We start from the raw sequence: 19,781 nt of genomic DNA on the forward strand, positions 1-19,781 counted from the left end.
CCTCAGCGACGCAGCCCGCGCAGCCCGCTGCGGAGCTCGTCGACGAGGACCTCGGGCTGCTCGAGTGCCGCGAAGTGCCCCCCGCGCGGTGCCTCGCCGTCGTGGACGAGGTCCGGGTAGGCGGCCTCGATCCACGTGCGCGGCAGGAGCGGGATGTCCCGCGGGAACACGGTCACCGCGACGGGGAGGTGCAGCACCGGGCCCGCCATCGTGGCGCGGCGGTTCTCCCAGTAGATCCGGGCGGAGGACGCGGCGGAGTTCGTGAACCAGTACAGCGAGATCGTGTCGAGGATGTCGTCGACGTCGATGGCCTGCTCGGCGAGGCCCTGGTTGTCCGTCTTCGACTGGAACTTCTCGTAGATCCACGCTGCTTGCCCCACCGGTGAGTCCGCGAGGGCGAACCCCGGCGTCTGCGGCTTCGTGCCCTGCAGGTGGTTCGACCCGCCGAGCGGTCCCGCGTAGCGCGCGAGGGTGTCGACCGCGTGCTGCTCCTCGTGTGTGCGCTCGTCCGGGATCGTCTCGGGGACGGCGTACGGGGTGTTCAGGTGGATGCCCGCCAGCCCCTCCGGGCGCGCTGCCGCGAGTGCGGTCGTCACCACGGATCCCCAGTCCCCGCCGTGTGCCACCCACCGGGTGTACCCGAGTCGCCGCATCAGCTCGGTCCACGCCGTGGCCGTGCGATCGGCGTCCCACCCCGTGGTCGTCGGCTTGCCGGAGAACCCGAACCCGGGCAGCGACGGCACGACCACGTCGAAGGCGTCCGCAGGGTCACCACCGTGCGCGGCCGGGTCGGTCAGCGGACCGATGAGGTCGACGAAGTCCAGCACCGAGCCCGGCCAGCCGTGGCTGAGGAGGAGCGGCATCGCACCGGGTTCGGCGGACCGGACGTGCAGGAAGTGGATGTCGAGTCCGTCGATCTCGGTCCGGAACTGCGGGGACCGGTTCAGCCGCTCCTGGAACCGCACGGGATCGTGGTCGTGCAGCCAGTGGCGCACGAGGGCCCGCAGGTTCTCCGACCGGACGCCCTGCGACCAGTCCGGCACGGTCTCCGGGTCGGGCCACCGGGTCCTGGCCAGACGGGCGCGGAGGTCGTCCACGTCCGCCTGCGGGACGTCGACGCGGAACGGGCGGACGGCGGTGGATGCGGTCATGGTCTGCGGTCCTCACGATGAGTGTGCGGCAGTTCGTTGCACACGGTTGTGCAACGAACACCGGAACCGTAACCCATTGCACAGCAGTGTGCAATGATCGGTGCATGGCTTCCGGATCCGCACGCGACCTCGCGATGGACGAGACACGGAACCGGATCCTCGACGTCGCCCGCGAACTCCTCGGCCGGCGACCGGATGCCGGCATGGGCGAGGTCGCACAGGCCGCCGGAGTGGTCCGCCGCACCGTCTACGGGCACTTCCCTGCCCGCACCGACCTCGTCCGCACGCTGGCCGAGCGAGCGGGAGCGGAGATCGGCACCATCCTCGAGCGCGCCGACGTCGACGGATCGCCCGCCGACGCCGCGTGGGCGCAGTTCGTCACCGACCTCTGGCCGCTCGCTCACCGGTACCGGGTGCTGTTGGCGCTCCGTCGTGGGCAGCAGGGCGACGAGATCCACGCCCTGCTCGGGGCGGTGGACCGGCGTCTCGCCGTGCTCGTGCAGCGGGGTCAGGACGACGGGGTCTTCGGGCGGCACCTCCCGGCGATCGCCCTCGGGCAGATCGCCTCCGCGACCGTCTTCGCCATCGCCGACGACAGCCGCCCGACGGCACCGGACGCGCCGGATGCCGGCGACGGAGCGGACGCCGGCGGTGCAGCGGATGCCGGCGGTGCAGCGGGTGCCGCCGATGCAGCGGGTGCCGCCGATGCACTCGATCTGCGGGCCGCGGTCACCACCAGCCTCCTCGTCCTCGGCGTCCCGGCAGCACGGGCGCAGGAACTCGCTCCCGCGTCGGACTGACGGGGTCGATCGGGACCACCGTCGCGTGCCCTGCACCGCCGCCAGCGACTCCGCCGCGCCCACGCCAGCGCGCGTTCCCACGCGCACGCCCGGGCACGTTCCCTGCCAGGTCTCGGCCTGGTCAGGACTCCGACAGCCGCACGGCGGCGCGCACTGCACGCAGCCCTTCCGGCGTACCCGGCCAGTGCCGGTCCACCGCCGCCGCGCCCGCCCGCCGCGTGACGAACCGGAGCACGAGCGCGACGACGATCGCGTCGTCGAGGTACCCGATGACCGGCACGAAGTCCGGCACGAGGTCGATCGGCAGCAGCAGGTACCCGAGGAGTGCGACGAGGGCGATGCGCACACCCCGCGGCACCGTCGGGTCGGCGACGAGCCGCCGGACCAGCCGCACGACGTCGGGGACGAGCCGGAGCGCCTCGACCAGCCGGAGGCCGTCACCAGATCGACGTGCGGCGACCACCAGGGCGATCACCACGACGCCCCACACGATGACGAACCCGCCCACGATCGCGACGACGACCGACCACCACTCCATGTCCCGAGCATGGCGGACGCGGTGTCGCGGGAGCTGAGCGAACGGACAGGTCGCGCTGCGAAGGCGGTGTCGAGCCGGAACGGTGCCGCCCGCCCCGGTACTGTTCCCGTTCGTGAGTGTTCGTCGTCGCGCGTCCCGTGTCGTCTCGATCGGGGTCGTCGCAGCCCTCGCCGCGTCGTTGACCGGCTGCGGGGAGGGGTCCGGGGTCGACAGCGACTACGCGAAGATCTGCCGCGACAACTCGACGCAGAAGCGCCTGCCGGACGACGACTGCAACAACCACGGCGGGCACGCCGGCTGGTACTACCTCCCGCTCAGCGGCAGCCGCGCGACGAAGGTCCCGGCCGTCGGCGACGCCGTGTCGGGCGGCACCGCCAGCCTCCCGTCGGGCAAGACCGCGGAGTCGGGCATCTCGTCCCGCGGCAGCTCGGTGACGAAGGGCGGCTTCGGCGGGTCCGGCGAGCACGGCGGGTTCGGCGGCTGATGGAGCGCGTCGAGTTCACCGAGCGCCCGGACTGGCAGCGACGGATCCAGCAGACCGGCCTCATCTACTCGCGGTCGGTGCGCGAGGACGGCACCGCGGTCGAGTACTGGAACGACGGCGCGGCGTACGTGTTCACGCTGCCCGAGGTCGAGGCGCTCGAACGGCAGACCGAGGAGCTGCACCGCATGTGCCTCGAGGCCGCCCGGTACCTCGCGTCCGGCGAACTCGGCACCCTCGGGCTCACCCGCGAGGGCTTCGACCTCGCAGCGTGGTCGCTCGAGCAGCGCGAACCGGACGTGTACGCCCGCTTCGACCTGGCGTACGCGGGCGACGGCTCCCCCGCGAAGATGCTCGAGTACAACGGCGACACCCCCACCGGGCTCATCGAGGCCTCGGTGACGCAGTGGCACTGGCTGCAGGACCGCATCGCCGACGGGACGCTCCCCGCCGACACCGACCAGTGGAACGGCATCCACGAGGCGATGGTCGCCCGCTGGCGCACCCTGCTCCACGCATCGCTCCGCGCCGAGGACGGCGGCCGGCTCTTCGTCGCCCACTCCGACCTCGACACCGCCGGCGAGGACTGGAACACCGTCGCGTACATGCGGGACCTCGCCGGCGAGGCCGGGTGGGAGCACACCGGCATCGAGATGAAGGACATCGGGTGGCACGCGGTCGCCCGGCAGTTCGTGGGCAACGCCGAGCCCGCCGGCTCGTCCCGGAGCGTCTTCACGCTGCCCGGCGACGAGGACGGCACGCAGTACCCGGTCATCCGGAACCTGTTCAAGCTCTACCCGTGGGAGGACCTCGTCTCCGGGGACGACCGCCAGAGCGCGACCAGGAGTTCGGCGCGTTCCTCGTCAGCGACCGCGGCCGCCTCGGCCGGTGGTACGAGCCCGCGTGGAAGATGTTCCTGTCGAACAAGCTGCTGCTGGTCGCGCTCTGGCGGCTGTTCCCGGGCCACGAGAACCTGCTGCCGGCGTTCGCCGACGGCCCGAACGGCATGACGGACTTCGTCGTGAAGCCGGTGTTCGGGCGCGAGGGCGACGGCATCGCCGTGCACCGCGCGGACGGCTCGGTGACGACGAACGGCTCGGAGTACCGCCGCGCCGGCACCGGCGGCGAACGGGTGTGGCAGCAGTACCACGAGCTGCCGGACTTCCCCGGGTCACGCGGCCACAACCACCCGGTCCTCGGCTCCTGGGTGGTGGACGGCGAGTCGTTCGGCGTCGGCATCCGCGAGTCCGACGGTCCCATCACCGACTACTGGTGCCGCTTCGCGCCGAACGTGATCACCGCGTCCTGAACGACGGGGCCGCGCGTCCTGCCACGATGGACGGCATGACCTACACCGCCAGCAGCGACCGCTACGACACGATGCCCTACCGCCGTACCGGGAACTCCGGCCTCGACCTGCCGCTGCTCTCGCTCGGCTACTGGCACAACTTCGGCGACGACGTCGCCTTCGAGACGCAGCGTGCCGTGAGTCGCCGCGCCTTCGACCTCGGCATCACCCACCACGACCTCGCGAACAACTACGGGCCGCCCTACGGTGCCGCCGAGGTCAACTTCGGGCGCCTCATGCGTGAGGACTTCCGGCCGTACCGCGACGAGATGATCGTGTCGACGAAGGCCGGCTGGGACATGTGGCCCGGTCCCTACGGCCAGGGCGGCGGCTCCCGCAAGTACGTCCTCGCCTCCCTCGACCAGTCGCTGCAGCGCACGGGTCTCGACTACGTGGACGTCTTCTACTCGCACCGCCTCGACGCGTCCACCCCGCTCGAGGAGACGATGGGCGCCCTGCACACCGCGGTCCAGCAGGGCAAGGCGCTCTACGTCGGCATCTCGTCGTACGACGCCGAGCGCAGCCGCCAGGCCGCCGCGATCCTGCGCGACCTCGGCACGCCCCTGCTCATCCACCAGCCCTCGTACTCGATGCTGAACCGCTGGATCGAGACCGAGGGGCTGCTCGACGCCGCGAGCGAACTCGGCTTCGGCGTCATCGGCTTCACCGCGCTGGCGCAGGGGCTCCTGACCGGCAAGTACCTCGACGGCGTCCCGGAGGACTCCCGCGCCGCCGCCGGCAAGTCCCTCGACGCGTCGAGCATCACACCGGAGGTGGTCGCCCACCTCCGTGCCCTGAACGACGTCGCCGCCGCACGTGGCCAGTCCCTCGCGCAGCTCGCGCTGGCCTGGGCGCTCCGCGACGAGCGGGTCACGTCGCTCGTCATCGGCGCCTCGCGCGTGTCCCAGGTCGAGGACAACGTCGCCGCCCTGGCGAACACGTCCTTCACCGATGAGGAGCTCCGCACCATCGACGAGCACTCCGTCGGGATCGCGGACGTCGACCTGTGGGCCGGCGCGCGCGCCGGTCAGGTCTCCTGAGCGGGAACCGTCACCAGGTGGCGGACGGGAGGCGCGGTGCGGGGCCGCGCCGCGCCTCCCGTCCCGCAGGCGGTCGCGTCTGCATTCCGGTGGGCCCTGCCGGGATCGGCATGCGTCATCGATTGCACTTCCTGTTCCGCACGGCGTAGATTCGCACCCGTGACCACCATCTCCGAGTACGCGGCGCAGCACGGCATCTCGCCGCGCCGCGCTCGCGCGCTCGCGCAGCAGGGCCGTCTCCCGGCACGACGGGTCGGACGTGCCTGGATCCTCGACGATGGCGTCGCCACGACGCCGGCCGTCGGCACACGACCGATGAGCGAGCGCACGCGGCGCCTGTTCCTCCGTGCACTGAGCGACCAGACCGTCCGTGAGGTGACCGGGTCCGACCGCCGACGCATCGCCGCGTACCTCGGCCGGCTCCGCGCCTCCGACCGACCGGCAGCGCTCATCCGGGCGTGGTTCCGCGGAGCGGAAGTCCCGACGGGCTTCACGCTCGGAGAACTCCTGGTCCGGGCGGCACTGGAACACCAGGACGACGACGTCGCCGACCGTCTCGCCCGACCACAGCGGCGGTACCTCAACTCGCCCGAGCGCCTGGCGCGGGTCGTCGCCGACGAACGGGCGATCCACGGCCTCAGCCGCGCACAACTGGCCGACCGTGCCGGCACGACACCCGGTGACGTCGCCGCCGTCGAGACCGGGCGGCAGGTCGACACCATGCTCACCGTCCTCCGGGTCGTGAACGCGCTCGACGTGCACCCCCTGGCGTTGCCCACCGGAGCCGTCCGGGACTCCGCGTGAACCGGGTGCTGCACGCCTGGCTCGAAGGGCGCTACGTCGGCGAGTTCGCCGTCGACGGGAGCGGCCGGATCACGCTCCGCTACGACGATGCCGCCCCGGACACACCCGTGTCGCTGTCCCTGCCCCGGGACGGCAGGATCTCCGACCGGGCACCGGGCCGGTTCCTCGACAACCTCCTGCCCGATCGACCCGAAGCCCGCGACTGGATGCGCCGCGTCACCGGAGCCCGCTCGACGAGCACGTTCGACCTCCTCGAAGAGGTCGGCGGCGACGTCGCCGGCGGGCTGGTGCTCCTCCCCGCACCGGAGTTGCCGCAGCCGGCGGCCACCGCGCTGCTGCTGGCCGACGACGACGCGATCGCGTTCCGGATCAGCAGCCTGCACGACGATCCGGATCGCTGGTGGGAGCGGAGCGACCCGGCCCGGTTCTCTCTCGCCGGTACGCAGCCGAAGTTCGCGCTCGCGAACGTCGCCGGTACCTGGTTCTGGCCGAACGCGTCGGTCCCGTCGACGCACATCATCAAGCCGGCGTTCTCCGCCAACCGGGGAGCCGAGCAGGCAGAGGTCGCGGCCGAGCGCCTGGCAGCGGACATCGGCATCGTCGCCCCGCGAGCCGACGTGCTCGACGTGGTCGGCGAGCAGGCGTACCTCGTTGAGCGCTTCGACCGGGCACTGCAACCGTCCGGCTTCGCCGCGCGACTCCACATGGAGGACCTCGCACAGGCACTCGGCAGGTCCGGTGCCGACAAGTACCGCATCGGAGCGAAGCCGATCCTCCAGCTCCTGCTGCAGCACGATGCGTCGGGCACGGCCGCGCACGACTTCCTCCGGCAGGCCGCGTTCAACGCCGCGATCGGCAACGCTGACGCGCACGCGAAGAACTACTCGGTCCTGCTCAGACCGGCGGGGGTGGAACTCGCGCCGCTCTACGACGCCCTGCCCACGCGCCTCTGGCCCGGGTACGACGAGCAGCTCGCGATGCGCATCGGTGGCGCGCAGTACACGCAGGAGCTGACACTCGACCACTGGTCGAAGCTCGCCGATCAGTCCGGCCTGGACGTCGACCGCGCCCGCGTCGAGGTGCAACGGGTGTACGACGACGTCGCCGACCGGATCGACACCGCCTGGAACGACCTCGACGACGACCAGGCCGCTCGGATGCGCGGACTCGTCGCCGAGCAGACGGCGAAGATCGCGGGTCCGCGTGCGACGCGCACCACGCCGGGAACGGTGGGCCCTGCCGGGATCGAACCGACGACATCCACGGTGTAAATGTCCTTATCCCTGGACGCTGCCAGACCGGTAGGCAAGTAACCGCAACCATCGCAGCTGTTCAAAGTCCGGTTCTTTGCGGTTAGTTGCCACCGCCTCCGCGTCTTCACCAACATCACACCGACACGCGGAAGCTCCACCGCACACACCAGGACTCGCGGCGTCGGCACTGTAGGCGGCGAGGGTCCGCGCGACGAGTCAGCTGCGCCGGGTGCTCGACGATACCCGACTTGACCTGGGCTTTCCTCGAACAAGGCCCCCGCGGCGTCGGGTCATGCATAGGGCGTGCATGACCAACGCAAACACCCACACCATCAAGGCCCGCAGCGCTCAGACGTCGAACGGCCAGACCGCCCCTTCTCGTCGAGGCCGCGGTTTCACCCACGAGTCGGGCCCGAACAACCCGAACATCGAGTGGTACACCCCGGCCGCCGTGTTCGACGCTCTGGGCGTCGATTTCGACCTGGACCCCTGCTCCCCCGGTTCCGCGCTCTCGAACGTTCCGGCCGTGAACTGCTTCACCATCAACGATGACGGGCTGACCTCCCCGTGGCACGGCATGTGCTGGGTAAACCCGCCTTACGACGACACGGACGCATGGCTCGAGAAGCTGGCTGCACACGGCGATGGCATCGCACTCGTCTTCGCACGCACGGACACCAAGTGGGCGCACAAGGCGATGGCTTCGGCCGACGTCGTCTGCTTCACCGCTGGCCGCATCAAGTTCATCAACGGCCGGACGGGCCGGCCACAGGGGTCGCCTGGCGCGGGGTCGATGTTCCTGGCGTGGGGAGAGCGGGCCGCGAGAGTTCTCCGCCAGGCCGACCTCGGGCTCTGCTTCTCCGTTCTGAGCTGACCACCGGGTTCCCCAGAGGCCCTCGATGCGAGTTCGCGTTGAGGGCTTCTTCGCGCGCTCACATCACGTCGAGAATGCCAGCGCGCTCCAACATCAGAAGCATCTGCCCGTCGCTCGGCCCCACCCGCTCTACCGAACCCAGCGGTAACGGCGCACCGTGCAGCTGCATGACGGTGAGGTAGAGGGCCGGTTTTCCGACCCACTGCTCCGGGAGGTCGGATTCGAATCGCTCGCCCTTCGGTGCCGTGTAGATGGCCAGCTCCTCAACCGTCATCGACGCGGTGCCCTGACGGCGATGCACGCGCTCCCAGTGTTCCAGTTCGGCGTGCTGTGCTCTCTGTGCGACGGCAATCATCAGCTCGGCGCGATTCGAGGCGCCCGGGAGCAGTTGAGCCAGCGCGGCTCGCGGGTCATCGAACAGCATCCAGTCTCCGCTGATGTGGACGAGGGTGTGGGCCGACGGCTCGATGGTCACGACGGCGGCCGACGCCGTCCTGCGCGAATGTCGGCGAGGTAGTCGAGCGGTTGTTGCAGCGACCACAGCGCATCGAGCAGGCGGCCGTCTTCCGGCATTGCCCAGCCGAGGAGAGCGGTCGCCTCAGCGGGTGAGAAGATCTCGCCTGCCCGCACCACCGCGGTCCAACCAGCGCGGATGTGGACGCGGCGGACCTCGTCGGGCGCATCTCGCTTCGCAACGCGCGCGTACTCCCTAGCGCCTTCCTGCGGGGTGACGAGCTCGACTATCAACCCGACGCCGGGACCAAGCGTGAGGACCTGCGCACGAACGCGGACCTCCGCGTCGTCCTCGGGCCCACTGCGGTACTCGATGAGCATCGGCTCGCCGGTGGTCGGCGACGACGAATGCGCATCGACAGTCGAACGCAGGCGCCCCCACGAGATGGCTCGCCACGTACCGCCGCCCGCTTGCAGCACGGAGAGCGTCTCCGCCGCGAGGTGCTGCTTGGCCTCGGGGTAGCCGCTCATGCGAGGTCCACAGCTGCCGGAGTGATCGCGCGTGGCGCCCCGGTCGATCCTGATCCGTTCACGAGAGATGTATGCGCGGATTGCACGACATGCGTGCGTACGGACGGAACGACGACAGCATTCGGGCTGGTGCTGATCATCCGCACGCGGTGCGTCCGTGCGTCGAAGGTCCGAATGCGCGGCGGGGGCTGAGTTCATCACGAACGCTTCTATGCGGCGAACCGCGGCGTTGACGCGACTTTCTCGAGGGCCGGCGCGATCCGGCCGTCATCGAGCAAGCGGTGACTTGCCGGTGCTCGACGGGTGGACGGGATCGTCAAGTCACCGCAGATCGCCGGTGGCAAGCCGATCGGAAGGGGTAGAGGGCCCTTTGACTTGAAGACTTATGTATAGAGGATACAAAGAAGAAGAAGAAGAAGTAGATCGGCCCTAGATCCCCACACCTATATACCCCCTAAAAGGTCTATAGCTGTACCTCCCCGCAACGGTCATGCACGGAAGCCACGAGAGGTTTCCCCAGTTCAGACCGACTTTTCTGACACTTCCAGGGCTCATCACGGGCAAGCACTATCCGCCAGGAACGACGATCCGGGCACCCTGGGTGCATGTCAGGAGCCCCGACGACAAGGGCCATCAGCCCGGTTCCTCCCTGAGGACGGCGGCTATGACACACCGGCCTCGCCGTCGCTGGACTGGACCGAAACACAGGTCAACTCAGCCCGTCTCGGTCACTCCGACATTTTCGCCGCATAGAGGTGGGTGGACAGCAAACAGCCTGTCCGTCCACCACGAGGAAGCGAACACATGTCCCCCACCAATCAGCCCGCCGGCAACGGCGCCATGTCACTCCGAGAGCTCGCTGCGGCGGCTGACGTCACCCTCGGCACCGTTTACGCCTGGAGCGCCAAGGGCATGCTCCCCGAGTCTGCATCCAAGGTCGACGGAAAGTTCTGGATCCCTCGCGCTGACGCCGACGTGCTCATCGCAGAACGGCGTGCGGACAAGCAGCGCTTCTTCGGACAGAACACCGAACCGTTCCCGCCGGATGTCGAGACAGTCGGGCTCGAGTGGCTCGCCGCTCAGTTGAACGTGTCACTGCGCCGGGTGTGGGCCCTGAGTGCAGAGGGCGCGCTGCCTGCATCCGCGCGACGGATCGGGCGATCCATCCAGATGCCCATCGAAGACGCACGCACCTTTGCCGAGGAGCAGCGCAGCCGCCGACGACGCCCGTTCCCAAGGCGCCGACAGGCATCGCGAGCGACAGTGGGCCTGGGGTGGCTCGCTGATGAAATCGGATGCCCTCGACAGTCCCTCTACTACATCATCAACATCGTTCCGCTGCCGGACTCGACGTTCTACGTCGGGAACGAGATGCGGATGCCCCGCGAGGACGGCGAGAACTGGGTCGCCGACTTCTCCGCGTCGATCGAAGCCGACAACGCCAACGGGCGACGCCTCGGCGCCGCGCTGAACCGGTCGCAGGCCGCGTGAGGGTGGGGGTCGGCCGAGCGATGTCAGCCGACCGCCACGAGCTCGGCCTTCGTCAGATGATCTCGTCACGGTATGCGGGCTGTGCGCACGCGAGACCTTCCCAACGCACCTGGAGAGGCCAACCGCCACCCTTGGTGACGACGCCACGACACCCTCCGGGTACGAACGTCCTGCTCGTTCCCCCATGGTCCTTGCTCGCAGCGACAACGGTTCCGGCGGAAATCATCATGGTCGTTCCTCTCTTGAAGCCGGCCGGACATCGGCGGCGCCGTTCCTATGCGCGGACAGGACGGGCTTTGGGAGCGCCGCAAGTCGCGAACCGGGGTGCCATCTGATGTGACCTCCGTGGTTGTGAATGCTGACTCGCCTCGAGGGGTCACTCGAGGCATGTTGTCGATGACCTCGCTACCTCCGCACATATCGCAGGTAGCCCCGCCGGTCTCCATCCGAGACAGTCGCCGGCACGGCAGATCCGATCTCGAAGGGAATCTGATGCACAGCGCCAGCGACGAATGGTGGTCTCAAGCCCGGCAACGTACCGACATCCTCGACTTGCGGGATTGGTCCACGTGGCCGGTCGACATCACGCGCGAACTCGTCGCCCTCGAACGCGCGGGCCTGCCCGCCACGATCGAGACCCACGACACAATCCGCCTCGCCGACGGCCGCCGCGCCCGCGTCGCACCAGCCGCATCCCCCCGCCGCCAACCCGGCCTGAGTCTCGACGACGAGCCAGAACTGCTGCTCGTGCCGACACCGGCGTACGTCAACCGCCGCACCTTCGTCGAAGTAGCGCGGTCCGCACCGAACGTGCTGCTCGTTGACGGCTCCCAGGTATGGGAGGACGGCCGGCAGATCGCCGGAGAGCCTGCGTTCCAAGAGCTCCGAAGTGACCGGTACGCGGTGTTCGCCGTCGCACGCACCCTCCCTGTTGCCAGCGGCCGTATCGATCAGATCGCGGCCCACACGGGGATGAGCGTTGGACGGGTCGGTGACGCGCTCAGCGTTCTCGGCGACACCGTTCGGCACGTCGACATCGGATGGGAAGCGGTCGACATGTTCGCCCTCGCCGACTGGGCGATGACCTACAACGGGCCCGGTGGTACCGCCACCAGCTGGCACCACCCCGGTACCGTCAAAGAACAAGCGCGCCTCCTCATCGACGCCGGCGCACTCGTCTCCGGCGCCTGGGCGGCGATGACCCCGTTCCCTGGCCTTTCGTATCTCGGCCGGAAAGACGACGTCGGAACCGGACGAACACGGGTGGCGTTCACCCGCAACATGCCCGACATGGCCGCGCTGGGATTCACGCCCGCCGTCCCACCAAGGGATGGGAGGGCGCGACCGAAGTTCACCGTCGCTGTCCCCGAGGACGAGACCATCTTCGCGACGTCGAACTTCTCCGCCGGCGGCATCACCGACGACACCATCACCGTAGCCACTCTCATGCGCGGCTACCACGAAACTGACCTCGCCAACCAGCTCCGCAGCCGAATCCACTTCCGCACCGACGTCCACTACGACCTCATCCACCATCTTCCTTCGTGACAGGCCCGTACGACAGCACGCTTCAAGCATCGGAAGTGTCACCCACGACTGTGGGCGCCCCAGATTGCGCCGGCGTCTCGTGCGACAACTGCCGAACCGCGGACCCCGCGCCCGTGCCGGGACTCGTTGAGACCAACGACGGGGTGTGGCACGTCGCCTCGAGCCCGTGACGCGTCACCTCAGTCGACCAGGCCTCGGTTGGCGACCGTCGGGCGACGAAAAGGCGCCTCAGCACGACAACGAACCACTCGGAGTGACCGCGCCGACAGGCCTGACCTCGACGACACAGCAATCGGCTTCTCCTCCGCACAGATTGAACCAGCCACGACGGGAGCCCCGCGATCAAAGGAGTCCGCGGGCGCCTGGAGTCCGTCGCTGCGCCGCTACGACCTCGGCCTCTGAATGCCGAGCAGACGCGCTGCGCCCGCCGGCCAGAAGCGTTCGTATGGGGCAGCCTTGAGAGAATCAAAGCGGACCATCTATATGCGACACTCGAACCCTCGATCGAGCGGCGGTCCGCAGCCGGCCGGTCGACGACCGGCTATCGGTCACTCGTGCCTTGCCAGTGGAGGCAGCTGAAGCCTCGCTACATTCGACGCATCCGTGCGGCGAGTCGGAGTGCCTGAACGGAACGTCGGTGTTGTTCCGAGCGGTGGCGGCCGTTGGCGGGCGAGGGGTGTGGTGCCGCGATGACGGGGACGAGTCGGGCGTGCTCGTCCAAGGTGAGGTACCGCATGACTCCGTCGAGAGCGATGCTCCCGTACGTGACAATCGCTTCGACGGAGGGGAGCGCCTTGAGGAGAACGCTCAGGGCATGTCGTCCCTCGTCGATGTCCGCAGGTCGTATGCGCCCGGGGAGCTCCCACGGGATGAGGTTCCAGCGAAGGTACTCCTTGCGTGCGAGTCCGGACTCGATGCGGGCTGCGCGATACGCGGCCGCGGTCGGCCCCGGGTTGTCCTCGCTGCAGACCGCCGCGTGCGCTGCGGCGATCGTCTGGGGGCCGGGTGACTGCATGAGGACCAGCACTCGGCTGGACGTGCCGCCGGATCGTGGGTCGAAACTCGGGACGAAGCGCCGCGCACCGTCGGGTGCGGTGCGCCATGTCTCCGCGAGGGCGTTCAGCGATCGAACGTCCGCGACCTCATCCGCGAATTCGTCCGGCGTGCTCACGCCGGCTGTGGTGGTGCGAGGAGTGTGCCGCGGATGACGGAGCCGTGGAACGTGCGGACGGCGACGGTGATCCATGCGGCGACGAGGCCGGCGTAGTAGACGACCGCGAGCACGGCGACGACAGTGAGTCCGGAGTGCAGGGCCAGGCCGTTCAGGCCGGTGACGCAGGTCCCGACGGGGAACGTGAACGACCACCACGTCAGGCTGAACGGCAGGTGCTCGCGGGCGGTCCGGATGGTGATGGCAAGGGCGATGACGGTCCACAGCAGCGCGAAGCCGAGCATCGCGAACCCGTACACCAACGCCACGACCAGCAGTGCGTGGGCGGTGGAGGCGTCGACGACGGTGGGGGCGTTCGAGGCGAGGAGGTTCACTGCGGTGATCGACTGCCCGACCGGTCCGAGCACGATCCACAAAGTCGGGACCATGCCTGCGGCACCGACCTTGTGCTGCGCGAGCCGGTTCCAGATCAACGTGATCACGACCAGGGACGTGATGAGGCTGAGGCCGAAGAAGCCGTAGCAGGACCACAGGAGGGTCTCGCGTGCTTGCCCGGCGGGCGCGTACGGCAGCAGGAGTGCGCCGGTGGAGGCCGACACCATCGGCGGGACGATCGGCATCAGCCAACCGCCGAACGCGGAGTCGGGTCCGTTCTCGTGGCGGGTGAACGCCAGGTACGGCACGAGGACCGCAGTGAGCAGTCCGCCGACGGTGCCGACGGTCCAGAGGACCCAGTCGATGGTGACAGCGGCGGGGAGGCCGATCCAGTCCTTGCCGAGGAGGATCGTTCCGGCGCCGACGGTGAGGAACGCCATCGGCGGTGCCCCGTAGAAGTGCGAGATCACCGGGTGCAGGTGGTGCTTTGCCGCTGTGCTCCGGTAGCGGATCCAGTGCAGGACCGTCGCGATGGTGAGGGCGACGAGCAGGACCGCCGCGATCGCCCAGACGACCGTCGCCGCAGTCCGGAGCCCCGGGAACTGCAGCGGCAGCGACGCTGCCGCGACGGCGACGATCCCGGTGCCCATGATCGACGCGAACCAGTTCGGAGTCAGGTTCGACACGATCAGGCCCGGCCGTTCCAACTCTCGGAACAACCGCCGGTCGCGCACACCATGCTCGGACGTCGTGGGTGCGTGGGCGAGGTGAGCGGACATGCACCCATCGTGCGCGTGTGCCCCATGGTTCGGGAACGGCGAACTCGTTGGCAGGGCACAATGGCTGCTTGTGGCACTGCGGCGGCTGACGGACCGGACTCTGGACCTCGACACCCTCGAGGTCCTCGTCCGCGTCGCGGAGACCGGTTCGTTGACCCGCGCGGCCGACGTGTTGGGGGTGACACAGCAGGCGGTGTCGGCACGCTTGCGTGCCGCGGAACAGGCAATCGGTCAGCCGCTGGCGCACCGGACGGCATCAGGGACCGCGCTGACCGACGCCGGCCGAGTGGTGCTCGGTCTGGCCGTCCCGGTGCTGGAGGCATCCCGGCGGCTCGAAGCAGGCGTCGCCGCGCTTCGAGAACCCGCGGGATCCCTCGTCGTTGCAGCGTCGCAGACGATCGCCGAACTCCTGCTCCCCGGGTGGTTGCTCACCCACCGTGCTGCCGCGCCGGATGCGTCGGTGCGCTTGATCGCGGGGAACTCCGCCGACGTGACCGACCTCGTCCGTTCCGGCGCTGCCGACGTCGGATTCACGGAGACACCTGCTGCGCCACCTGACCTGTCCTCGCTGGTGGTCGACGAGGACGAACTCGTGGTCGTCGTCGCCCCGCACCACCCGTGGGCAAGCGCTTCAGGCATCACCGCGGATGACCTCGCGGAGACGCCACTGCTGCTCCGCGAGGAAGGGTCCGGCACCCGCGCCACGGTCGAAGCGTGGCTCGACCGTGCTGGGCTCCGCCTGGTCGCCCCAGCGGCCGTGCTGGAGACGACCGGCATCATCCGCGCCAACGCGCGGGCCGGCATCGCGCCGGCGGTGATGAGTCTCCGCACCGTCGACACCGACCTCGCCGACGGTGCCCTCGTCCGAGTGCCGCTACTCGGCCCGCCACTGATCCGGCCGCTGCGCGCAATCTGGACGGGCCGCCCGGGGCCCGCTGTGACGGCGTTCCTAGACACCGCCCGCAGCTCGAGCGCCGGTGGTCAGATCAGTCCGTAGGGCAGCTCCGGGTGCTGTTCGGCGATTTCGATGAGCCGGTTGTACTTCGCGACGCGTTCCCCGCGGGCGGGTGCGCCGGACTTGATCTGCCCGGTGCCGGTCCCGACAACGAGGTCCGCGATGAACGTGTCCGTGGTCTCCCCGGAACGGTGCGACACCATGCTGGCCATCCCGACGCTGGTGGCGGTGGCGATCGCGCCGAGGGTCTGGGAGACGGTGCCGATCTGGTTCGGCTTGATCAGTGCCGCGTTCGTCAGCTGCTGTTCGCCGCCGTCGCGGATCCGTTGCGGGTCGGTGACGTAGAGGTCGTCGCCGACGATCTGGATCCGGTCTCCGAGCGCTGCCTGCATGCGGCGGAACCCCTCATGGTCGTCTTCCGCGAACCCGTCTTCGACGCTCCGGATCGGATACGCGTCGACCAGGTGCCGGTAGTAGTCGACCAGCCCGTCCCGGTCGAGGCTGTCGTCAAGCATCCGATAGGAGCCGGCGCCCTGGGAGAACTCGTTCGCGGCCGGGTCGAGGGCGATCGCCACCTGATCGACGCCCGGCTCGTAGCCGGCGGCACGGATCGCGGCGACGAGCAGGTCGAGCGCTTCCTCGGGGGCGGCAATTGACGGTGCGAAGCCACCCTCGTCGCCGAGGCCGAGGCTGCCGAACCGGTCCCGCACCAGGGCCGCGAGCGCGTGGTAGACGTCCGCGCCGATGCGGACGGCGTCGGCCATCGAGTCGGCATCGACGGGGGCGATCATGAACTCCTGGAAGTCCAGGGCGTTCGCTGCGTGCGCGCCGCCGTTGAGGACGTTGAAGTGCGGGACCGGTAGGCGCGGCGTCGAGCCGGTGATCTCGGCGATCCACTGCCAGAGCGGGAGGTCCGCGGCGTGGGCGAGGGCCCGGGATGCGGCGATCGAGGTGGCGACGACGCTGTTCGCGCCGAGCCGGCGGTACCCGGTGGTGCCGTCGAGTTCGGCGAGGGCGGCGTCGATCCGCCCGATCGAAGACCATGACCGGCCAGTGAGGAGCCCTGAGATGTCGGTGTTGATCAGGTGGAGCGCCTGAGTAACGTCGCGGCCGCCGAACTTGGAACCGCCGTCGCGGAGCTCGACGGCTTCGTGGGCGCCGGTGGATGCGCCCGCGGGGGCGTCCCCGGTGACGGTGCGGCCGTCGTCGAGCTCGAGGGAGACGCGAACGGTCGGGTGGCCGCGGGAGTCGAGGATGCGGGCGCCGTGGACGGCGTCGATGGTGACGGGGTGGTCGTGGTGGGTGACGTACTCGCCCTGATGTGCTCCGTGGTGGTGGATGCCGCTGATGTAGTCGTTCATGGTGACGCTCCTTCGGTTCGGGTCATGCGTCGAGCTGGCGGGTGGTTGCGGGGAAGCCGCGGGGAGGCGGAGGGACGACCTCCTGGCGATCACTCAGCGCCAGTGCCTCCCCGCGGCAGTCTGTGGACCCGTGGGTCACGGGTGTCGGGTGTGGGCTTCCTGTGCGGTGCGGATGACGGCTTCGGCAGCAGCACGGTCGGCCCACCCGTTGGTGGTGACGTGCTTACCGTGCTCGATCTCCTTGTAGTGGGCGAAGAAGTGCTCGATCTCCGCCAGCGTGGGCTCCGGCACATCGGTGATGTCCTGCAGCTGCGCGAAGCGGTCGTCGCCAGCGGGGACGGTGAGGATCTTGTCGTCGCCGCCGTTCTCGTCGACCATGCGCAGCATCCCGACCGGCCGGACCGTGATGACGACGCCAGGGAACGTGGGACGGGGTAGGAGCACGAGGGCGTCGAGGGGGTCGCCGTCCTCGCCGAGGGTGTTGTCGATGGAGCCGTAGTCCTGGGGGAACACCATGCTGGTGAACACCGCCCGGTCGAGCCGGATCCGGCCGGTGGTGTGGTCGACTTCGTACTTGTTGCCGCTGCCGCGGGGAATCTCGATCGTGACGTCGAACAGCATCAGCGCCTCCGGTTCTGGAGCGGGTGTGTGGTCAGTGGGCGGGGTGGTCACAGGGTGCCGCCGAGGAGAATGCCGGCGGTCGCGGCGGCGACGGAGACGACGAGCATCCCGAGAACGTTGATCGCGGCGGCGGTGATCCGGCCGCTGCGGGCGAGGCGGACGGTTTCGAAGCTGGCGGTGCTGAACGTGGTGTAGCCGCCCATCACCCCGGTGCCGAGGACCGCGACCGGCACCGCACCGAGGTGGGTGGCGGCACCGACGATGATCCCCAGCAGCAGCGACCCGGTTACGTTGATCGTCAACGTGCCGACGGGGAGCCGGAACTCCCGGCCGGTGTTGATCACCCCGTCGAGGAGGAACCGGCCGGCAGCGCCGGCACCGCCGGCGACGGCGACGGCGAGGATGAGCGCGGCGTTCATGCGTCCTCCGTTCGGGGTCGGAACCAGCCGGCGACGACGAGACCGCAGGCGGTCGCGATCGCGCCGGACAGGACGGTCAGGAGCGCGTACCCGGTGCCGGCGAGTCCGTGCCCGTCGAGGAACAGGGCGGCGGTGGACTCGGCGAGGGTGCTGTAGGTGGTGAACCCGCCGAGGACCCCGGTCCCGAGGAGCAGCCGCAGCACCCTCCGGCGGCCGGCATCGGGCCCGCGGTGCGCGAGCGCTTCCAACAGCACACCGAGGGCCAACGCGCCGGTGATGTTGATCCAGAAGATCGACCAACTCACCCCGCCATCGGCAGGAAGCACGATGCTGATGACGTCACGGAGGGCAGTACCAGCGGCCCCACCGACTGCGACGAGGCCGACGTACCGCCACCGCAGATGCACCGGCCGCATGGTCGCTGCGGGGTCGGAGACGTCGACGTCCGGGTCGGAGGGGAGCTGGTCGTCGGGCATCGGGGTGTCCGTTCGGGTGGTCATGTTCCGCCTTCTGCCGCGACCAACGCCGCGGCGTGCTGTGCTGCTGTCGGATCCAGGAACGCCCCACCCCGCGGGACGAGAGCACCCGTCGGGGCGAGGTGGTACTGCACGGGTTGCCCGGTCGGCAGGTTCAGCTGCTCGAGCTCCGGGCCGGTGAGGTCGCCAATGCATGCGCACAACGCACGGAGCGAGTTCCCGTGCGCGACGACGAGGACGCTCCGCCCTGCCCGCAGCATCGGCAGGAGCCGGTCGTGCAGGACGGGGCGGACCCGCTCGATGACGTCCGAGAGGGCCTCGGTGCGTCGGAGAGCGCCGTCGGGCAGGCCGCGCAGCGCGGAACTTGACCGCAGTTCCTCCCACAGCTGCAGCGACATCGGTGGCGGCGCGCCGGTACGGGACCTGCGGAGCCGCAAGTACTTGTCGTCACCGAGCATCCGACGGGCGTCGGTCTTCGTCATCCCGGTCAGAGCACCGTAGTTGCGTTCGTTGAACTGCCACACCGCTTCTGTGGGCATCTGTGTCCCGAGGGCGTCGCAGACCAGTTCGGCGGTGCGGACGGCTCGGCGCAATGTGGAGGTGACCACGACGTCCGGCGTGATGTGCTTCGACCGAAGAAGCTGCCCCGCCGCTGCCGCTTGCTCTTCACCGTGAGGCGTGAGCGGGACGTCGAGGAGCCCGGTGAAAGTGCCGGCTTCGTTCGCGGTGCTCTCCCCATGCCGCAGAAGCATCAGCGTGCCCGTCACGGGGCATCCGACGGCCGGACCACGGTGGCACCAACCGGGTCATGCGGGACGACCAACACCGGCCGGTGCTGCTGATGGGTCAAGTGCGCGGCGACAGACCCATTGAGCAGTTCCGTCACCCGGCGTCGGCCGGTCTGCGATCCGACGACGATCATCACCGCATCACGTTCCTCAGCCACCGCAGCGAGTGCGCGACCCGGATCCCCGACCCGGAAGGCAACTTCCACGTCCACTAATCGCGCTGCAGCGAGCTCCTGAATGACCCGCACGTCTTCGTCGGGGAGCTGCTGCGGGTCGCTGTCCGCCGTGTCCGGGTCAATCGGTTCGATGATCTCCGACCCATCCGCACGGAACCCCGTCGACAGCAGCGCCGGATCGATGACCACACACACCAGGCGGGCGCTGAAGCGTTCAGCGACGGCAGCCGCGACACCGACGACGTCGTGCGCCTGCCCTGGCTGCACACCGACGACGACAACACCGGCAGTGTTCGACTCGACCATGACATATCCCTACCTCAGGCGCGCAAAAGCGCGACCAGCTGA

The 19,781-nt window shown here is 69.4% G+C and carries 22 protein-coding genes; 11 read left to right on the plus strand and 11 right to left on the minus strand.

The annotated features are described in order from the left end of the window. Positions 1-2: 2 nt before the first annotated feature. Entirely contained in the window at positions 3-1,151 is a 1,149-nt protein-coding gene (locus tag WFH25_RS04980) for an epoxide hydrolase family protein (RefSeq protein ID WP_336697019.1), read from the minus strand. Between the two features lie 104 nt (positions 1,152-1,255). Between WFH25_RS04980 and WFH25_RS04985 the strand changes: the two genes are divergently transcribed. Further along, on the plus strand, positions 1,256-1,951 hold the full coding sequence (locus tag WFH25_RS04985; RefSeq protein WP_336697020.1) for a TetR/AcrR family transcriptional regulator: 696 nt from the start codon (positions 1,256-1,258) through the stop codon (positions 1,949-1,951). Between the two features lie 121 nt (positions 1,952-2,072). Here the strand turns inward: WFH25_RS04985 and WFH25_RS04990 are convergent, their stop codons facing one another. Then, complete coding sequence (locus WFH25_RS04990) at positions 2,073-2,489, minus strand: YkvA family protein (RefSeq protein WP_442892400.1); 417 nt, start codon at positions 2,487-2,489, stop codon at positions 2,073-2,075. A gap of 112 nt (positions 2,490-2,601) precedes the next feature. On the opposite strand from WFH25_RS04990, the gene WFH25_RS04995 reads away from it, so the two are divergent. The 7 genes from WFH25_RS04995 to WFH25_RS05025 all read left to right on the plus strand — a co-directional run bounded on the left by WFH25_RS04995 (position 2,602) and on the right by WFH25_RS05025 (position 8,289). Beyond that, a complete protein-coding gene (locus WFH25_RS04995) occupies positions 2,602-2,973 on the plus strand; it encodes a tRNA-dihydrouridine synthase (protein WP_254789616.1) in 372 nt (123 codons plus the stop codon). Then, positions 2,973-3,980 (plus strand): glutathionylspermidine synthase family protein, encoded by a 1,008-nt coding sequence (locus tag WFH25_RS05000; protein WP_336697021.1) that lies wholly within the window; start codon positions 2,973-2,975, stop codon positions 3,978-3,980. Before WFH25_RS04995 ends, WFH25_RS05000 begins: the two co-directional genes overlap by 1 nt. After that, positions 3,881-4,279: a glutathionylspermidine synthase family protein gene (locus WFH25_RS05005; RefSeq protein ID WP_336697022.1), complete on the plus strand. Its 399-nt coding sequence runs from the start codon at positions 3,881-3,883 to the stop codon at positions 4,277-4,279. Before WFH25_RS05000 ends, WFH25_RS05005 begins: the two co-directional genes overlap by 100 nt. 35 nt (positions 4,280-4,314) lie before the next feature. Then, positions 4,315-5,358 carry an L-glyceraldehyde 3-phosphate reductase gene (gene mgrA, locus WFH25_RS05010; RefSeq protein ID WP_071301990.1) on the plus strand — a complete coding sequence of 348 codons (1,044 nt, stop codon included), beginning with the start codon at positions 4,315-4,317 and terminating at the stop codon, positions 5,356-5,358. Between the two features lie 159 nt (positions 5,359-5,517). After that, the gene (locus tag WFH25_RS05015) at positions 5,518-6,162 is read left to right on the plus strand and encodes a helix-turn-helix transcriptional regulator (RefSeq protein WP_336697023.1); all 645 of its coding nucleotides are present in this window, start codon (positions 5,518-5,520) and stop codon (positions 6,160-6,162) included. Continuing rightward, a complete protein-coding gene (locus WFH25_RS05020) occupies positions 6,159-7,433 on the plus strand; it encodes a HipA domain-containing protein (protein WP_336697024.1) in 1,275 nt (424 codons plus the stop codon). Before WFH25_RS05015 ends, WFH25_RS05020 begins: the two co-directional genes overlap by 4 nt. A 289-nt stretch (positions 7,434-7,722) precedes the next feature. Next, positions 7,723-8,289, plus strand: coding sequence for a DNA N-6-adenine-methyltransferase (locus tag WFH25_RS05025; protein WP_186317528.1), 567 nt, complete (start codon positions 7,723-7,725; stop codon positions 8,287-8,289). 58 nt (positions 8,290-8,347) lie between these two features. Here WFH25_RS05025 and WFH25_RS05030 read toward each other — a convergent pair whose 3' ends face one another. Both WFH25_RS05030 and WFH25_RS05035 read right to left on the minus strand, forming a co-directional pair. Beyond that, positions 8,348-8,764, minus strand: a complete 417-nt coding sequence (locus WFH25_RS05030; RefSeq protein WP_144759130.1) for a hypothetical protein — start codon at positions 8,762-8,764, stop codon at positions 8,348-8,350. Then, on the minus strand, positions 8,761-9,273 hold the full coding sequence (locus tag WFH25_RS05035; protein ID WP_144759133.1) for a hypothetical protein: 513 nt from the start codon (positions 9,271-9,273) through the stop codon (positions 8,761-8,763). The genes WFH25_RS05030 and WFH25_RS05035 overlap by 4 nt, the downstream gene beginning before the upstream one ends. An 804-nt stretch (positions 9,274-10,077) precedes the next feature. On the opposite strand from WFH25_RS05035, the gene WFH25_RS05040 reads away from it, so the two are divergent. After that, on the plus strand, positions 10,078-10,764 hold the full coding sequence (locus tag WFH25_RS05040) for a hypothetical protein (protein ID WP_289469968.1): 687 nt from the start codon (positions 10,078-10,080) through the stop codon (positions 10,762-10,764). 492 nt (positions 10,765-11,256) lie between these two features. Continuing rightward, on the plus strand, positions 11,257-12,312 hold the full coding sequence (locus WFH25_RS05045; protein WP_281264298.1) for a hypothetical protein: 1,056 nt from the start codon (positions 11,257-11,259) through the stop codon (positions 12,310-12,312). A gap of 1,167 nt (positions 12,313-13,479) precedes the next feature. On the opposite strand, the gene WFH25_RS05050 is transcribed toward WFH25_RS05045, so the two are convergent. Further along, on the minus strand, positions 13,480-14,637 hold the full coding sequence (locus WFH25_RS05050; RefSeq protein WP_281264297.1) for a TDT family transporter: 1,158 nt from the start codon (positions 14,635-14,637) through the stop codon (positions 13,480-13,482). A 70-nt stretch (positions 14,638-14,707) separates the two neighbouring features. On the opposite strand from WFH25_RS05050, the gene WFH25_RS05055 reads away from it, so the two are divergent. Beyond that, a complete protein-coding gene (locus WFH25_RS05055; RefSeq protein ID WP_281264296.1) occupies positions 14,708-15,634 on the plus strand; it encodes a LysR family transcriptional regulator in 927 nt (308 codons plus the stop codon). Here the strand turns inward: WFH25_RS05055 and eno are convergent. The 6 genes from eno to WFH25_RS05085 form a co-directional block, all read right to left on the minus strand. Beyond that, a complete protein-coding gene (gene eno / locus WFH25_RS05060; RefSeq protein WP_022906550.1) occupies positions 15,619-16,953 on the minus strand; it encodes a phosphopyruvate hydratase in 1,335 nt (444 codons plus the stop codon). The genes WFH25_RS05055 and eno overlap by 16 nt on opposite strands. A gap of 135 nt (positions 16,954-17,088) precedes the next feature. Further along, positions 17,089-17,574: an inorganic diphosphatase gene (locus WFH25_RS05065; protein ID WP_144759151.1), complete on the minus strand. Its 486-nt coding sequence runs from the start codon at positions 17,572-17,574 to the stop codon at positions 17,089-17,091. A 47-nt stretch (positions 17,575-17,621) separates the two neighbouring features. Then, entirely contained in the window at positions 17,622-17,993 is a 372-nt protein-coding gene (locus tag WFH25_RS05070) for a fluoride efflux transporter FluC (RefSeq protein ID WP_022906549.1), read from the minus strand. Then, the gene (locus WFH25_RS05075; protein ID WP_031261894.1) at positions 17,990-18,493 is read right to left on the minus strand and encodes a fluoride efflux transporter FluC; all 504 of its coding nucleotides are present in this window, start codon (positions 18,491-18,493) and stop codon (positions 17,990-17,992) included. The genes WFH25_RS05070 and WFH25_RS05075 overlap by 4 nt, the downstream gene beginning before the upstream one ends. After that, positions 18,490-19,221, minus strand: a complete 732-nt coding sequence (locus WFH25_RS05080) for a 2,3-diphosphoglycerate-dependent phosphoglycerate mutase (protein WP_281264295.1) — start codon at positions 19,219-19,221, stop codon at positions 18,490-18,492. The genes WFH25_RS05075 and WFH25_RS05080 overlap by 4 nt, the downstream gene beginning before the upstream one ends. Positions 19,222-19,232: 11 nt before the next feature. Continuing rightward, positions 19,233-19,739: a universal stress protein gene (locus WFH25_RS05085; protein WP_281264294.1), complete on the minus strand. Its 507-nt coding sequence runs from the start codon at positions 19,737-19,739 to the stop codon at positions 19,233-19,235. Between the last annotated feature and the right edge of the window lie 42 nt (positions 19,740-19,781).

The organism is Curtobacterium sp. USHLN213 (assembly GCF_037144815.1).
Lineage (GTDB): Bacteria > Actinomycetota > Actinomycetes > Actinomycetales > Microbacteriaceae > Curtobacterium.

Excerpts from the sequence above, each read along its gene's own strand:
- WFH25_RS04980 (WP_336697019.1), bottom strand. The coding sequence starts at position 1,151 with ATGACCGCATCCACCGCCGTCCGCCCGTTCCGCGTCGACGTCCCGCAG.
- WFH25_RS04985 (WP_336697020.1), top strand. The coding sequence starts at position 1,256 with ATGGCTTCCGGATCCGCACGCGACCTCGCGATGGACGAGACACGGAAC.
- WFH25_RS04990 (WP_442892400.1), bottom strand. The coding sequence starts at position 2,489 with ATGGAGTGGTGGTCGGTCGTCGTCGCGATCGTGGGCGGGTTCGTCATC.
- WFH25_RS05000 (WP_336697021.1), top strand. The coding sequence starts at position 2,973 with ATGGAGCGCGTCGAGTTCACCGAGCGCCCGGACTGGCAGCGACGGATC.
- WFH25_RS05005 (WP_336697022.1), top strand. The coding sequence starts at position 3,881 with ATGTTCCTGTCGAACAAGCTGCTGCTGGTCGCGCTCTGGCGGCTGTTC.
- mgrA (WP_071301990.1), top strand. The coding sequence starts at position 4,315 with ATGACCTACACCGCCAGCAGCGACCGCTACGACACGATGCCCTACCGC.
- WFH25_RS05025 (WP_186317528.1), top strand. The coding sequence starts at position 7,723 with ATGACCAACGCAAACACCCACACCATCAAGGCCCGCAGCGCTCAGACG.
- WFH25_RS05035 (WP_144759133.1), bottom strand. The coding sequence starts at position 9,273 with ATGAGCGGCTACCCCGAGGCCAAGCAGCACCTCGCGGCGGAGACGCTC.
- WFH25_RS05040 (WP_289469968.1), top strand. The coding sequence starts at position 10,078 with ATGTCCCCCACCAATCAGCCCGCCGGCAACGGCGCCATGTCACTCCGA.
- WFH25_RS05045 (WP_281264298.1), top strand. The coding sequence starts at position 11,257 with ATGCACAGCGCCAGCGACGAATGGTGGTCTCAAGCCCGGCAACGTACC.
- WFH25_RS05050 (WP_281264297.1), bottom strand. The coding sequence starts at position 14,637 with ATGTCCGCTCACCTCGCCCACGCACCCACGACGTCCGAGCATGGTGTG.
- eno (WP_022906550.1), bottom strand. The coding sequence starts at position 16,953 with ATGAACGACTACATCAGCGGCATCCACCACCACGGAGCACATCAGGGC.
- WFH25_RS05065 (WP_144759151.1), bottom strand. The coding sequence starts at position 17,574 with ATGCTGTTCGACGTCACGATCGAGATTCCCCGCGGCAGCGGCAACAAG.
- WFH25_RS05070 (WP_022906549.1), bottom strand. The coding sequence starts at position 17,993 with ATGAACGCCGCGCTCATCCTCGCCGTCGCCGTCGCCGGCGGTGCCGGC.
- WFH25_RS05075 (WP_031261894.1), bottom strand. The coding sequence starts at position 18,493 with ATGACCACCCGAACGGACACCCCGATGCCCGACGACCAGCTCCCCTCC.
- WFH25_RS05080 (WP_281264295.1), bottom strand. The coding sequence starts at position 19,221 with ATGCTTCTGCGGCATGGGGAGAGCACCGCGAACGAAGCCGGCACTTTC.
- WFH25_RS05085 (WP_281264294.1), bottom strand. The coding sequence starts at position 19,739 with ATGGTCGAGTCGAACACTGCCGGTGTTGTCGTCGTCGGTGTGCAGCCA.